This is a genomic window from Nonlabens sp. MB-3u-79, from assembly GCF_002831625.1.
Lineage (GTDB): Bacteria > Bacteroidota > Bacteroidia > Flavobacteriales > Flavobacteriaceae > Nonlabens.
In genome coordinates this window covers 2,319,490-2,333,505 of the sequence record NZ_CP025116.1, presented here as the reverse complement: position 1 = coordinate 2,333,505, position 14,016 = coordinate 2,319,490, and the positions used below count along the sequence as shown (strand labels likewise).

Here is a 14,016-nt window from a genome sequence, read left to right as displayed (position 1 = left end):
TGTTTTAAAAGCACATAGTAAAACGCTAACACCCTTTGTCTTTTGAACATTTTCCTAAAGGGAAAACTAAATGCCTTGCTATCTCCAAATGGTAATATAATTCATAAAGTCCCGTCTTTCATTGAGAAAAGATAAGAGTTAGGTGTTGCAGACCTAGAATTAAACAGTTCCTGTTTTTGTTTGCCACTCTTTCGCGCAAGCAAAACCATCATAAAAAAGAAAACCCATTCTCAGTAGCTTTGAGAATGGATTTTCAAATTGAAAACAAATATTGATACCAGGCTGAACGGTATCAATTGTTAAGTGTTTCAAACGTCATGTTCTTATATCGTGTAACACTTAATGCTTTTGAAAAGGCGAGTAAAAATTTTACCGTCTCCTCTTTGGGACCTGTAGGTTTCACTGGCTCAGGAAATGATTCATTGTAAAGTTGTGCCATGTTTTAAGTAAGTTTAGTTTTCAATTAAACGTACTTTTTATGACTATATTATAAGAATCAACTAAAAAACTAAATTTATCTTGTTAATATGATATTATGCTTGTCAATTACCTTGCGTAAATTAATAAGCGCATAACGCATTCTCCCTAATGCCGTATTGATACTTACATCAGTGGCAGTAGCTATTTCCTTAAAGGACATTTCTTTAAAAATACGCATGGTAAGCACTTCCTTTTGATCTTCTGGAAGCTCTTCTATCAGACGTCTTACATCTTCATGCATCTGACTAGTAATCATTTCATATTCCATACTTTCCTCTCCATCACTGATCACATCAAAGATGTCAAAATCATTACGAGACTGAAATTTAGGCATGCGCTTATTACGTCTGAAGTGATCAATAACTAGATTGTGCGCAATACGCATTACCCATGGAAGAAATTTACCTTCCTCATTATATTTCCCCCTTTTAAGCGTGCGAATGACCTTAATAAAGGTATCCTGAAAAATATCTTCTGTGATGTCTCGATCGAGTACTTTGGAAAAAATAAAACTGTAGATTCTTTGTTTGTGACGGGTAATAAGGATTTCTATACCTTTTTCATTTCCCTCGATATACTGCCTTACCAGTGCAGCATCTTGTACGTTTTCTAATTTCATAATATAACAACTTTGGTGACCTCAGAACAGGAGCCTTTGATCGATTTTTAAAGTAATGTTATAGTATACGCAGAGTGTTTAGAGTTTGTTACGGGTTAAATATAGTAACATTTATTCTACATACACAAAAACTAATAATGTTTTTTAACATTTAAATCACAATAAACGATTCTTTGAAGGGCGATCTCCCTCTTATATTTGTATTTATGCCTGAAATAAAATTGTTTGCCAATATAGACCAATTGAGCCCTAAGAAGAATATCCTCATCAAAGGTGCCGAACTTCACAACCTCAAAAGTCTAGACGCTGTCATCCCGCGTAATAAACTAGTTGTCATCACCGGTTTATCGGGAAGTGGGAAGTCTTCTCTTGCTTTTGACACACTTTATGCTGAAGGTCAACGTCGTTATGTAGAGAGTCTTTCTTCTTATGCCAGACAGTTTTTAGGACGTCTCAATAAACCAAAAGTAGAGTACATCAAAGGAATTGCGCCTGCAATAGCCATAGAACAAAAGGTGAATTCTACAAATCCACGATCAACCGTAGGAACCACCACCGAGATTTACGACTACCTCAAGTTGTTGTTTGCACGTATAGGGCATACCTACTCGCCTATTTCTGGCGATGAAGTAAAAAAAGATACGGTAAGTGATGTGGTTAATTATGTAAAAGAGCAAGAAGAAGGTTCTAGGTTATTGCTTACCACAAGGCTTATTGTAAAAGGCAAGCGAGATATCGCGGCTCAATTACAAGTACTGCAACAACAAGGCTTTACTCGTATCAAAATTAACGAGACCGTTCATAGAATGGATGAAGAAAATTTATCCTATTCTAAAAAAGACGAAGTGAAAATAGTCGTGGATCGTATCATCGTGCGTGATGATGAAGATTTCTATAACCGACTAGCAGATGCCATTGACACGGCTTTCTTTGAAGGAAAAGGTGTCGCTTTTATAGAGCACATGGACGGCAGTAAAGTCCGTGAGTTTACTAATAAATTTGAATTGGATGGCATAGAGTTCTTAGAACCTAATCCACATTTATTTAGTTTTAACAATCCGTATGGTGCTTGTCCTAAATGTGAAGGTTACGGTGACGTCATAGGTATAGATGACGAATTAGTTATTCCTAACACCGCATTATCTGTTTATGAACAGGCGGTTTTTCCTTGGCGTGGCGAGAGCATGTCTTATTATAACAACCAACTTATAAAGAACGCTGACAAGTTTGATTTTCCCATTCACAGACCTTGGTTTGAATTAACAGTGAAGCAAAAACAGCTGGTTTGGGACGGGAATAAATATTTTGACGGTATTCATTCCTTTTTTGATGAGCTCGAGGCGAAAGCTTATAAAATTCAAAATCGCGTGATGCTTTCTAGGTACCGCGGTAAAACGAAGTGCAGCAATTGTAATGGTGCAAGATTGAGAAAGGAAACCAACTATGTTAAAATAGCCGAAACCACAATCACAGATCTGGTTACCTTGCCTATCAAAGAACTGACGGTCTTTTTTGAAAATCTAAAACTCAGTGAACACGATCAACAAATAGCTAAAAGACTGCTTATTGAAATCAATAACAGGCTCATTTTCTTATCTGACGTAGGCTTAGATTATTTGACATTGAATCGCAAATCCAACAGTCTTTCTGGTGGAGAGTCGCAACGTATCAATCTAGCAACCTCTCTGGGAAGTAGCCTAGTAGGTAGTATGTATATTCTAGACGAGCCTAGTATAGGATTGCATCCGCGAGATACGAAGCGTTTGATCAAAGTACTCAAAAATCTACGCGATTTAGGAAATACTGTGATCGTTGTAGAACATGATGAAGAAATCATGCAAGCGGCTGATCAGATAATCGATATAGGTCCAGAAGCAGGAACTCATGGAGGTGAAGTGGTTGCCGCCGGAACACTTGCTGAAATCTTGAAATCAGACAGCCTTACCGCTATGTATCTGAATGGGTCTATGGAAATTCCGCTTCCGCGAAAGCGCAGATCACACAAATATTATATAGACGTTATAGGCGCAAGACAGAACAATCTTAAGAATATAGACGTGCGTTTCCCTCTAGGTGTTCTGACCATGGTTACCGGGGTTTCAGGTAGTGGAAAATCAACTTTAGTAAAGCAGATTTTATATCCTGCCCTCTTGAAAAAGTTGGGTGGCTATGGAAAAAAAGCAGGACAGTTTACTGAAGTAAAAGGAAAGTTTGAAAATGTAAAAACAGTAGAGTTTATTGATCAAAATCCGATAGGTCGTAGTTCAAGATCCAATCCTGTGACCTACATCAAAGCTTATGACGACATTCGTAACCTATTTGCTAATGAAAAAGTCTCAAAAATTAGAAACTATAAACCCAAACACTTTTCTTTTAATGTAGATGGAGGTAGGTGTGAGACTTGTAAAGGAGATGGAGAGGTAACTATCGAGATGCAATTCATGGCAGATGTGACTTTGCAATGTGAAACTTGTAATGGAAAACGTTTTAAAAAGGAAATCTTAGAAGTGAAATTTCACGATAAAAACATCGATGATATTTTGAACCTGACCATCAATGATGCCATCGCATTTTTTGACACTAACAAGGAAGCAAAAATTACAAGAAAATTACAACCGCTTCAGGACGTAGGTTTGGGGTATGTAACATTAGGACAAAGCTCTTCTACCCTTTCAGGCGGTGAAGCACAACGTATCAAACTCGCTAGCTTTTTAGTAAAAGGAATAACGTCTGATAAGACCTTATTCATATTTGACGAGCCTACTACTGGGTTGCACTTTCATGACATTAATAAATTACTGGATAGTTTCAATGCACTTATTGATAAAGGACATTCAGTGATTGTTATAGAACACAATATGGACTTGGTAAAATGTGCCGATTACGTTATTGATCTCGGACCTGAAGGTGGAGATGCTGGTGGTCAGTTAGTAGCTAGCGGTACTCCAGAAGAGGTGGCTCAAGTGAAAAACTGTTATACTGCTCCATACATCGCAGAAAAATTAAAGTAAGAAGGGGTGCCTCTTTATTCTATAAAGGTGTCGCAGTTACCCAATAAGCATAAATAGTTCAACTTAAACTTCATACATTTGATCTAGATTGAATTCTTATCAATAAATTCATGAAAAAACCTAATTTGAGATTGCGCCGTAAGGCGGCTCCTAAGTCCAGAAATAACGTGTTCCAGCCACCTGGAACAATTTCTTACGTAGGAGAAGATAGAACCGGTGTTGTTACCGCAGAAACCATTCTGTATGATGAAACTCATTTTTCTAAACAAGATGGTATCTTTTTAGATCAGTTGAAAGAAGATCGCGTCAACTGGTTCAATATTGATGGTGTACATGATATTGATTTATTGGAAAAAATAGGAAGTAAATTCCATTTACACCACTTACTTCTGGAAGACATAGCAAACACCACCCAACGTCCCAAAACTGAATTCTACGGTGATTACATTTATCAATGTATCAAAATGATTTCTTATGATGCAGTCAATCATGAACTCTCGGAGGAACAAGTGAGTATTATCCTTACAGAAGATGCTGTCATCACTTTTCAAGAAAAAACTGGAGATGTCTTTGAAAACATTAGAGAACGTATAGAAAATAGCCGTGGTCGTATTAGATCTGTAAAAAGTGATTACCTATTCTATGCCCTAATTGATAGTATTATAGATCATTATTTTATTGCCGTTGAGCAAATAGGCGATTATCTAGACTTATTGGAAGATGAAGTCTTTGAAGACCCTCAGAGGGATTCTTTAAACAAAGCACAGAAAAACAAAAGGATGTTATTAAAATTACGCCGAGCTATTTTTCCATTAAGAGAATCGATATCTAGACTCATAAAAGAAGATAGTAATCTTATTGATACCCGCACTCATGCGTATCTACAAGACGCTTACGACCACTGTATTCAAATCATTGAAACGGTAGAATCTTACCGAGAGATCAACGCTGGATTACGTGACATGTACCTTTCTAGTGTCAGTCACAAAATGAACCAGATCATGCAAGTGCTCACTATAGTGTCTTCGATATTTATTCCAATGACATTTGTGGCAGGAATTTACGGGATGAATTTTGAACACATTCCAGAATTGACTTGGGAACATGGTTATCAATATTTCTGGATGTTGAACATAGTTATTTTTATAAGTTTGATTATTATTTTTAAATGGAAAAAGTGGATCTAAATGGAGTTTATCTTGCTGTGAATTCTTAGTCTTCTTTTCTATTCTTAGTAGTTAACAATAATTTCTATTCTTAGTAGTTAACAATAATAAAAAGATGCCTAGATCTATAACAAAACAGGCTAATACGACAGAGGATTATCTTTTACAAATTTCGATAGTACTGTAATTTTCATTGAAATACTCTCAAAAACAGAAAAGGGAGAGGACACGCTTAATAATATATGCAGCATTTAATGGACCGCTTCAATACATATTTACAAAGGAATATCTTAGTAAATCAACTGAACTTCAAAACTCTAAGCTTTACTTAGTGACAAGTACTCCTATAAAAATTAATGTCAGAGTGTCATCAAACTGACCTACTCAACTCCTACTGCGGCAATTACAACTCCCTAATTGACTTAGTTGCTTCAACAAGTGTAACTTAAAATGAAATGCCCTTCATGACTTAGTATAAAAACATTTATTAACCCTTGGTAATCAGTATTTAACATAATACGATTCACTATTACAAACCTCATTACACCTCATTTATCTACTCCAAAACATAAGGCTGCCTTCATATTTGTATGATATATCTTAAAGATTTCTGGTAAAACAGAACAAAGCTACAGCGTATGGATAAAATAAAAACACATCTACTGTTATTTATTATGCGCGCATAATAGTTTGGCATAGGTATTGCATATAGTTGATTATAAAGTTATTAAGAGTAATTTTCAAATAGTATTTTGGTTGGTTAGTTGGAAATCCTAAGGTGTCATCTTTGACAACTTGGGATTTCTTATTTTAGAGAATTAGTTAAAATTCAATGACAAGCAAACCAGATAAATTTCTATTTTTGAAGTATGAAACAATGGACCATAATTGCCCTTCTCCTGCTCTTAGTAAACTGTAAAACCCCGCCTAAAGAACCTTCTAGTAGCCCAGAGTCTATTGTTGAAGCGATTGAAAAAGAGCTTGTCTTTCCAGACGACTTTTTAGGCATATATAAAGGAGACCTAGTGAACACTACAAGCAATGGCGTTGAAATCATTCCTATGGAGTTCCATCTACTCGCCACATCTGATTCTTTTAAATACGATTATAAAATATACTACGGAGCTGAAAGATCTGAAAGAGCCTACACCTTGATCCAGACAGGAAACCCTAATATTTATGAACTGGATGAGAATAATGGCATTTTACTTCCGCTAGCCTATTCTAAAAACACCTTATTCAGCACTTATGAAGTCGCTGGTAATTTATTACAGAACAGCGAAGTTTTTTACAAAGACCACATGGATTTTATGATCACCATGTCGGTGCTAAAGAATAAAGAAGAAACAGGGGAGGCCGCAGGATACCAAGTCAGCAGTTATCCCATAAGTGTCATGCAGCAAGCATCACTTTATAAATTAGCTCAATAAATCCAGGAATATAAGTCACTTACTTCAATAAGCTCAGGACAGGTTACCTAAAGAATAATGACATTACTATTTTACATAAAAAAGCTCCGTAAAAACAGAGCTTTCTTTAATCATTTATATAAGTAATCAGTGATCGGCTTATGCAAAAGCAGCAGCTACACTAGCGCTTAATCTTTTATAAACGCCACTATCTAATCGTTCCCGAATTCCTTCAAATGCGGTTAATGTCTCCTCTATATCTTCCATTGTATGAGAAGCTGTAGGAATCAATCTTAATAGGATTAGACCTTTAGGTATTACAGGATACACAACAATAGAACAAAATACACCAAAGTTCTCACGCAAGTCTTTTACTAGCGCCATCGCTTCTGGGATACTTCCTTTCAAATACACTGGGGTTACACAAGATTTTGTTGTACCTATATCAAAGCCACGATCTTTTAAACCGTTTTGTAATGCGTTTACGTTTTCCCAAAGCTTTTCCCTAAGCTCGGGCATGGTACGCAACATATCAAGACGTTTTAAAGCACCTACTACTAATTGTGATTGCAGTGATTTTGCAAACATTTGAGAACGTAAATTGTACTTTAAATAATCTATTATTTCTTTGTCAGCTGCTATAAAAGCTCCTGTACTAGCAAGAGATTTTGCAAATGTGGCAAAGTAAACATCAATATCATCTTGTACACCTTGCTCCTCACCTGCTCCAGCACCAGTTTTACCTAATGTACCGAAACCATGTGCATCATCTACAAAAAGACGGAAATTGTACTTTTTCTTAAAAGCAACTATTTCTTTTAATTTTCCTTGCTCACCACGCATTCCAAAAACACCTTCAGAAATTAATAGAATTCCTCCTCCAGTTTGTTCTGCTATTTTAGTGGCACGTTGTAAGTTTTTTTCTATACTTTCTAGATCGTTATGTTTGTAGGTAAAACGCTTACCTTGGTGCAAACGAACACCATCAATAATACAAGCATGTGCATCTACATCGTAAACAATGACGTCATCTTTAGAAACCAAGGCATCTACTGTAGACATACATCCTTGATAACCGAAGTTTAATAAATAAGAAGCTTCTTTATTGACAAATTCTGCCAACTCATTTTGAAGTTGTTCGTGTAAGTCTGTATGACCGCTCATCATACGTGCTCCCATAGGATATGCACTACCAAATTGAACTCCAGCCTCAGCATCTACCTTTCTTACCTCAGGATGATTTGCAAGGCCTAAGTAGTCATTGACACTCCAGGTAATCACTTCTCTACCGTTAAATTGCATCCTGTTTGAGATAGGTCCTTCTAGCTTTGGAAATACAAAATATCCTTCAGCTACACTGGCCCACTTACCTAGCGGCCCTTTGTCTTTATAAATTTTATCAAATAAATCTTTCATAGGAATGTTATAATTGCACAAAGATACAATTCTAATCACAATTTGTTTATTAACTATGTATACATGATAAACAAGTTGGTAACAATAATCTGTTGATAAATAGGTGGTTAGGAGTTATTAAGAATATTACTTTCCCGAAAGCAGTATAAAAAAACCGCTATATTTCTGTGACACAGCGGTTTATATAATGTTAAATATTCGTCTAACCTACTTAATATATTCTATATGTTGTTGGGTAGCTGTAGATTTTGAATCAAAAAAACCTTGATCCTGCATCCACTCATCGTTATAAATCTTACTCATATAGCGGGAACCATGGTCTGGAAAAATAACAACCACTTTAGAGTTTTTATCAAACTCCCCAGCAGCAACTAGTTGTTTTACCGCTTGCATTGCTGCTCCACAGGTATAACCTGCAAATAAACCTTCTGTTTGTGAAATTTGACGTGCGGTATGTGCAGCATCTTCATCCTTTACCTTGGTAAAACTATCGATCAAATCAAAATCTGTCGCGGTAGGAATCAAGTTTTTACCCAATCCCTCTATACGGTAAGGATAGATCTCATTTTTATCAAATTCTTGAGTCTCATGATATTTCTTAAGAACGCTACCATAGGCATCTACCCCGAGAATTTTAACCTTTGGATTTTGCTCTTTTAAGAATCGAGCAATACCTGAAATAGTTCCTCCAGTTCCACTACAAGCAACTAAATGTGTGATTTCACCAGCGGTTTGATTCCAGATTTCAGGACCAGTAGATAAATAGTGAGCCTCTTTATTCAAGTCGTTAAAATACTGGTTGATATAAATACTGTTCTTGATTTCACTGTGAAGACGTTTTGCTACTTCATAATAACTGCGTGGATCATCAGCACTTACGTTTGCAGGACAAACATAAACCTTTGCTCCCATAGACTTTAACATGTCTATTTTATCTGCACTGGATTTTGAACTTACTGCAAGAATACAGTCGTAACCTTTGATACGGCTTACCATTGCAATGCTAAAGCCGGTATTTCCAGAAGTAGTCTCTATTATAGTATCGCCAGCCTTAAGAATTCCTTTGCGTTCTGCCTCTTCAATGATATGAAGGGCTATACGATCTTTTGAAGAATGCCCTGGATTAAAAGCCTCTACTTTAGCATAATAATTACCTGGAAACGTCTCTACTGATTTAGAAAGTTTTATTAAAGGTGTTTCTCCTATTAATTCCAGTACATTATTGTACGCTTTAATGTTGTCGCTCATATGTTGGTTTTTGCTTGGAACCTTTAGTGTTACTTTAAATATTGAAAAAGCTGATAGCAACTAAAAATGTTCCTGTGTGCATCACTTTTTTTTTGCACAAAACTTGGCAAATTTACATAAAAAAAAACTAGTTGCTGATATTTTCAAGGTCTAAGAGAAAGGCGAAATCTATAGCTACTTCTTTTAGGGCCTCATATCTTCCAGAAGCACCACTATGGCCGCTAGAAAGGTCCGTCTTAAATAGTACTAAACTAGAGCCTTTTTTAAATTCTCTCAACTTAGCTACCCATTTTGCGGGCTCCCAATACTGTACTTGAGAATCGTGATAACCCGTTGTCACTAGAATATGCGGGTAATTCTGAGCAATTACTTGATCGTAAGGGGAGTAACTCAACATATAATCATAACTCTCTTTTGTGTTGGGATTTCCCCATTCATCATATTCTCCTGTGGTAAGTGGTATGCTATCATCCAGCATGGTCGTTACCACATCTACAAAAGGAACAGCACTTAAAACCCCATTATATAAGTGAGGAGCCATATTTATGATTGCCCCCATTAATAATCCGCCAGCACTACCTCCAGAAGCATACAAGTGGTTGGATGAAGTATACTTTTCTTTAATTAAATATTCACTACAGGCTATAAAGTCGGTAAATGTATTGCGCTTTTCAAACATTTTTCCTCCTTCATACCATTGCCTACCTAAGTATTCCCCACCTCTGACATGTGCAATGGCAAAAATAAATCCACGGTCCAGCAAACTCAATCTAGAAATAGAAAAGTAAGGATCAATAGTGCTCCCATAACTTCCATAGCCATATTGCAACAACGGATTCCCTTCAGGTTTTTTCATATCCCTCTTATAAACCAAGCTTATAGGCACCTTCATACCGTCTGCAGCTGTTGCCCATACACGTTCAGAAATATAGTTTTCTGGGTCAAAACTAGGATCCTCAATAGATTGCGTTTTTAAGATCACCTCTTCTCTAGTTTCCATATCAAACTCTATAACCGATGGCGGCATGGTCATCGAGTTATAGTTGTAGCGTAATTTATTGGTCTTGAATTGAAAATTAGCACTAGTAAAAGCCGTATACGTCTCATTATCAAATGGTAAAAAATAATCTACCGTATGGTCCCAAGCCTTGATTCTTATGCGATTCAAGCCGTTAAAACGATCGGAAACAACAAAATATTTCTCAAAAAGGTCAAAATCTTCTAGTAACACGTCTGGATCATGAGCAATAAAATCCTCCCAGTTTTCCATTTCTGGAGTTGCTATGAGAGTTCTCATGATTTTAAAATTAGTGGCCTCGTCTTTATTGGTCATGATATAAAAACTATCTTGATAATGAGACACGCTGTATTCCAATTTTTGCTGACGTTCTTGAACCATCTTAAAGTCACTGTCTGGTAAATCTGCGTCTATATAACGTACTTCATCAGATAAAGTGGCAGAAGATTTAATCATGATAAAACGCTCTGACATGGTCTTGTAAACAAAGCAATTAAAGATTTCGTCTTTCTCCTCAAAGATCATCTGATTAGATGAAGCCGGCTGACCTATTTCGTATTTAAAAATTTTATTAGCCCGTAGGGTTTGTTGATCTTTACGAGTAAAAAAGAGTGTTTTATTATCGTTTGCCCATACAGATTCTCCAGCAGTGAATTCTAAATTATTTTTAAAGATTTCACCCGTTTCTAGATTTTTTATATATATCGTGTATTCTCTTCTACCTTTAGTATCCACAGCATAGGCAACCAGCTTATTATCTGGTGATATATTTAAAGAAGTAAGCTTATAAAAATCATGCCCTATCGCCATCTCATTGACATTAAATAGCAATTCTTTCTCCTCACTGCCGTCTTTACGTCTGTAAAAATAAGGGTAACTCTCACCTGTTTCCATTTTACTGATGTACCAGTAACCATTTAACAGGTAAGGAACAGACTCATCATCTTCCTTAATGCGAGACTTGATTTCCTTAAAAAGATCTTCTTTTAAAGTGTCTGTATGCTGAGTACTTGCATCGTAATACTCATTTTCTTTTTTTAAATAATCAATAACTTCTGGAGCATCACGCTCTGTCATCCAATGGTAATTATCAATTCTTTGATGCCCATGCATATCATGAACGTGTGTTAATTTCTTTGCAATAGGAGCTTGATGAGCCATAGAATTCTTTAAATTTAAAAGCGCCGCAAGATATAAAATTGCAATCCATTTGTTACTATCGTTGTGATATAGTTAATTTTGTTCTCGCTTTCGCGAAAGCGGAATAACCACAAGCACTTTACAACAATACATATAAAAAATAAAAATTATGTTCGGAGATATGATGGGTAAACTCAAAGAAACCCAACAAAAAGTAGAAGAAACTAAAAAGAGAATGGATACGGTATTGATAGATGAGCAATCTAGCGATGGACTGTTAAAAGTGACTGTTACAGCAAGCCGAAAAATTAAAAACATCGCCATTGCAAAAGAACTTTTGGAGGACCAAGAACAATTAGAAGATTATCTAGTGCTCGTAACCAACAATGCCCTTTCTAAAGCCGAAGGGATTTACGATACAGAAGTTGCTGCCGTTGCTAAAAATGGAATGCCAAATATCCCAGGAATGGATATGTTTAAATAGCACCGTTGTTATTACAGTATTCATAGTAGAAGATCCTATTTTTTTTTTAAACGCTTCGCCGTCTTTACAAAGCTATGAGTTAATAAAAAGCCACTAACAAAAAATTAGTGGCTTTTAATGTTGTTCCAGCCCCTTAACATTCTTCAACGCCAAAGAGAAAGCTCTACTGAACACCTTCCAGCGCTGAACCTTCTTATATGGAATTGCTTACCGCCTTCTTGCTCTTAAAAACGACAAGAGTTACATACGGTGATCCTAAATAAGTTAAATCCTAAAAAAAGCCACTTGTTTGACCTAGCTTTTTTAGTCTTAAAAGCAACCAAGTAGACCGTTTACTAATAAATAAACAGCTAGTGATAGGTTTTTACCATATAAAATAAACATTACTTGTCATTGATTCCATATCACTAAAGCAGCTTTGATTAACAAACAAGGGCTAAGCCTTCCATATTTTAAACATCAATGTATAGTAAGCGCTGATGGTAAAACTGAAGATGTGCAACGCGGTCAGTCCTTGATCATTTGGACGATTTCTGAAGGTCGGGAGGCAGCGCATCATGTTGACTCCTATTTAATAGACACTTCTCAATTACCTCTTAAAGAGGTAAACAATGATCTTTTTAGAAGATAAAAGCAATTATGAAAGTCAGTCGCACTAAAAAACAAAAAGCCTCGCAAATTGCGAGGCTTTTTGTTTTAAATAGGTTGATGATTACAAATTAGGAATTACTAATACCTGACCTGGATCTATCAAATCTGGATTTTTCAATATATCGATATTGGCTGCAAAAATTTGCTTGTAATTCATTGGGTCTTTAAAATAATGCTTTGCAATAAGACTTAAAGACTCTCCACTTATTACCGTGTGCTTTGCATAGATGGAATCATCAGCAACTTTAATATCTGCCATTAGATCTGATGGGTTATCTCCCCCTGCTTTTTTGATTTCATCCCACAATAAATTTTTATGATAGGGAGTCGCAGCGGTACCCCTTATTTCTAATGTATCTCCATTTACCTGTATGTCTTCGTTTTGGATGTTTAATTTTTCTCCTAAATCCAGTACGCTTTGATATTTTGCTTTTACCATGTTAATATTCGTTTTTAATTGGCTTTTACATAATTGCCGTTTAATGAATTCCATTTATGATCACATGTAAGTGATTTCCAAATAAATCAAAAATGCTACACCTCTTGATACAGAAAAAGCAGCAACATCTTTAGTTACTCCTCTTCCTCTTCTTCTTTTATAGTGGTGTAAACATTATTTACATCATCATCATCATCTAACTTCTCTAATAATTTATCGATGTCCTCTTTTTGCTCTGCTGTTACTTCCTTTTGAATGGTAGGAATATATTCAAAATCTGAACTTAAGATCTCGATATTCATCTCTTCTAGTGCTTTTTGCAAAGCTCCATAATTTTGAAATTCTGCATAAATCATGATCCCGTCTACAGAATTGTTATCTTCTTCATCTTTTTCATCAAAGAACAACTCTTCAGCACCAAAATCTATCAATTCCAATTCCAGCTCTTCTAAATCTAATTCGCCTGCAGGGATTCTAAAATGACATTTATGATCAAACATAAATTCTACCGATCCAGAGGTGCCTAAATTACCATCGCATTTATTAAAATAACTGCGCACGTTTGCTACCGTTCTATTGTTATTATCTGTAGAGGTTTCTACAAGAACTGCAATACCATGAGGTGCATACCCTTCAAAAAGAACGGTTTCATAGTTGGCCGTATCCTTATCGGTTGCTTTTTTAATAGCGCGCTCCACATTTACTTTAGGCATATTGACCGCCTTGGCATTTTGTATGACCGCTCTTAATCTAGAGTTGACATCAGGATCTGGTCCACCTTCTTTTACTGCTATGACTATGTCTTTACCTATTCTTGTAAAGGCCTTAGACATGGCACTCCATCGTTTCATTTTACGCGCCTTGCGGAATTCAAATGCTCTACCCATTGCTATACTTTAAAATTCTAAAGTGTAAATATAAAATCTTGAGACAAG

The 14,016-nt window shown here is 36.0% G+C and carries 13 protein-coding genes; 5 read left to right on the top strand and 8 right to left on the bottom strand.

What is annotated here, in order from left to right; genetic code table 11:
• Positions 1–159 precede the first annotated feature (159 nt).
• The 3 genes from CW736_RS14070 to CW736_RS10255 all read right to left on the bottom strand — a co-directional run bounded on the left by CW736_RS14070 (position 160) and on the right by CW736_RS10255 (position 1,099).
• Positions 160–312, bottom strand: coding sequence for a hypothetical protein (locus CW736_RS14070; protein WP_157810928.1), 153 nt, complete (start codon positions 310–312; stop codon positions 160–162).
• Positions 293–439 (bottom strand): hypothetical protein, encoded by a 147-nt coding sequence (locus tag CW736_RS14215; RefSeq protein WP_198519318.1) that lies wholly within the window; start codon positions 437–439, stop codon positions 293–295. Before CW736_RS14215 ends, CW736_RS14070 begins: the two co-directional genes overlap by 20 nt.
• A gap of 75 nt (positions 440–514) precedes the next feature.
• A complete protein-coding gene (locus CW736_RS10255) occupies positions 515–1,099 on the bottom strand; it encodes a sigma-70 family RNA polymerase sigma factor (RefSeq protein ID WP_101013850.1) in 585 nt (194 codons plus the stop codon).
• A 206-nt stretch (positions 1,100–1,305) separates the two neighbouring features.
• On the opposite strand from CW736_RS10255, the gene uvrA reads away from it, so the two are divergent.
• From uvrA to CW736_RS10240, 3 genes are all read left to right on the top strand, one after another.
• Positions 1,306–4,110, top strand: coding sequence for an excinuclease ABC subunit UvrA (gene uvrA, locus CW736_RS10250; RefSeq protein ID WP_101013849.1), 2,805 nt, complete (start codon positions 1,306–1,308; stop codon positions 4,108–4,110).
• A gap of 110 nt (positions 4,111–4,220) precedes the next feature.
• The gene (corA, locus tag CW736_RS10245; RefSeq protein ID WP_101013848.1) at positions 4,221–5,297 is read left to right on the top strand and encodes a magnesium/cobalt transporter CorA; all 1,077 of its coding nucleotides are present in this window, start codon (positions 4,221–4,223) and stop codon (positions 5,295–5,297) included.
• An 848-nt stretch (positions 5,298–6,145) separates the two neighbouring features.
• Positions 6,146–6,706 (top strand): hypothetical protein, encoded by a 561-nt coding sequence (locus CW736_RS10240; RefSeq protein ID WP_101013847.1) that lies wholly within the window; start codon positions 6,146–6,148, stop codon positions 6,704–6,706.
• 138 nt (positions 6,707–6,844) lie between these two features.
• Here CW736_RS10240 and CW736_RS10235 read toward each other — a convergent pair whose 3' ends face one another.
• From CW736_RS10235 to CW736_RS10225, 3 genes are all read right to left on the bottom strand, one after another.
• A complete protein-coding gene (locus CW736_RS10235; RefSeq protein ID WP_101013846.1) occupies positions 6,845–8,101 on the bottom strand; it encodes an aminotransferase class I/II-fold pyridoxal phosphate-dependent enzyme in 1,257 nt (418 codons plus the stop codon).
• A 207-nt stretch (positions 8,102–8,308) separates the two neighbouring features.
• The gene (locus CW736_RS10230) at positions 8,309–9,349 is read right to left on the bottom strand and encodes a PLP-dependent cysteine synthase family protein (protein ID WP_101013845.1); all 1,041 of its coding nucleotides are present in this window, start codon (positions 9,347–9,349) and stop codon (positions 8,309–8,311) included.
• Positions 9,350–9,476: 127 nt separating this feature from the next.
• Positions 9,477–11,528, bottom strand: a complete 2,052-nt coding sequence (locus tag CW736_RS10225) for a S9 family peptidase (RefSeq protein WP_101013844.1) — start codon at positions 11,526–11,528, stop codon at positions 9,477–9,479.
• 148 nt (positions 11,529–11,676) lie between these two features.
• On the opposite strand from CW736_RS10225, the gene CW736_RS10220 reads away from it, so the two are divergent.
• The gene (locus CW736_RS10220; RefSeq protein WP_101013843.1) at positions 11,677–11,991 is read left to right on the top strand and encodes a YbaB/EbfC family nucleoid-associated protein; all 315 of its coding nucleotides are present in this window, start codon (positions 11,677–11,679) and stop codon (positions 11,989–11,991) included.
• A 418-nt stretch (positions 11,992–12,409) separates the two neighbouring features.
• Positions 12,410–12,622, top strand: coding sequence for a hypothetical protein (locus CW736_RS10215; RefSeq protein ID WP_101013842.1), 213 nt, complete (start codon positions 12,410–12,412; stop codon positions 12,620–12,622).
• A gap of 81 nt (positions 12,623–12,703) precedes the next feature.
• Here CW736_RS10215 and CW736_RS10210 read toward each other — a convergent pair whose 3' ends face one another.
• Positions 12,704–13,081, bottom strand: a complete 378-nt coding sequence (locus CW736_RS10210; RefSeq protein WP_101015116.1) for a LysM peptidoglycan-binding domain-containing protein — start codon at positions 13,079–13,081, stop codon at positions 12,704–12,706.
• Positions 13,082–13,215: 134 nt separating this feature from the next.
• A complete protein-coding gene (locus CW736_RS10205) occupies positions 13,216–13,968 on the bottom strand; it encodes a YebC/PmpR family DNA-binding transcriptional regulator (protein ID WP_101013841.1) in 753 nt (250 codons plus the stop codon).
• Positions 13,969–14,016: the final 48 nt, after the last annotated feature.

Excerpts from the sequence above, each read along its gene's own strand:
- CW736_RS14215 (WP_198519318.1), bottom strand. The coding sequence starts at position 439 with ATGGCACAACTTTACAATGAATCATTTCCTGAGCCAGTGAAACCTACA.
- CW736_RS10225 (WP_101013844.1), bottom strand. The coding sequence starts at position 11,528 with ATGGCTCATCAAGCTCCTATTGCAAAGAAATTAACACACGTTCATGAT.
- CW736_RS10205 (WP_101013841.1), bottom strand. The coding sequence starts at position 13,968 with ATGGGTAGAGCATTTGAATTCCGCAAGGCGCGTAAAATGAAACGATGG.
- CW736_RS10235 (WP_101013846.1), bottom strand. The coding sequence starts at position 8,101 with ATGAAAGATTTATTTGATAAAATTTATAAAGACAAAGGGCCGCTAGGT.
- CW736_RS10255 (WP_101013850.1), bottom strand. The coding sequence starts at position 1,099 with ATGAAATTAGAAAACGTACAAGATGCTGCACTGGTAAGGCAGTATATC.
- CW736_RS10210 (WP_101015116.1), bottom strand. The coding sequence starts at position 13,081 with ATGGTAAAAGCAAAATATCAAAGCGTACTGGATTTAGGAGAAAAATTA.
- uvrA (WP_101013849.1), top strand. The coding sequence starts at position 1,306 with ATGCCTGAAATAAAATTGTTTGCCAATATAGACCAATTGAGCCCTAAG.
- CW736_RS10230 (WP_101013845.1), bottom strand. The coding sequence starts at position 9,349 with ATGAGCGACAACATTAAAGCGTACAATAATGTACTGGAATTAATAGGA.
- corA (WP_101013848.1), top strand. The coding sequence starts at position 4,221 with ATGAAAAAACCTAATTTGAGATTGCGCCGTAAGGCGGCTCCTAAGTCC.
- CW736_RS10220 (WP_101013843.1), top strand. The coding sequence starts at position 11,677 with ATGTTCGGAGATATGATGGGTAAACTCAAAGAAACCCAACAAAAAGTA.
- CW736_RS10240 (WP_101013847.1), top strand. The coding sequence starts at position 6,146 with ATGAAACAATGGACCATAATTGCCCTTCTCCTGCTCTTAGTAAACTGT.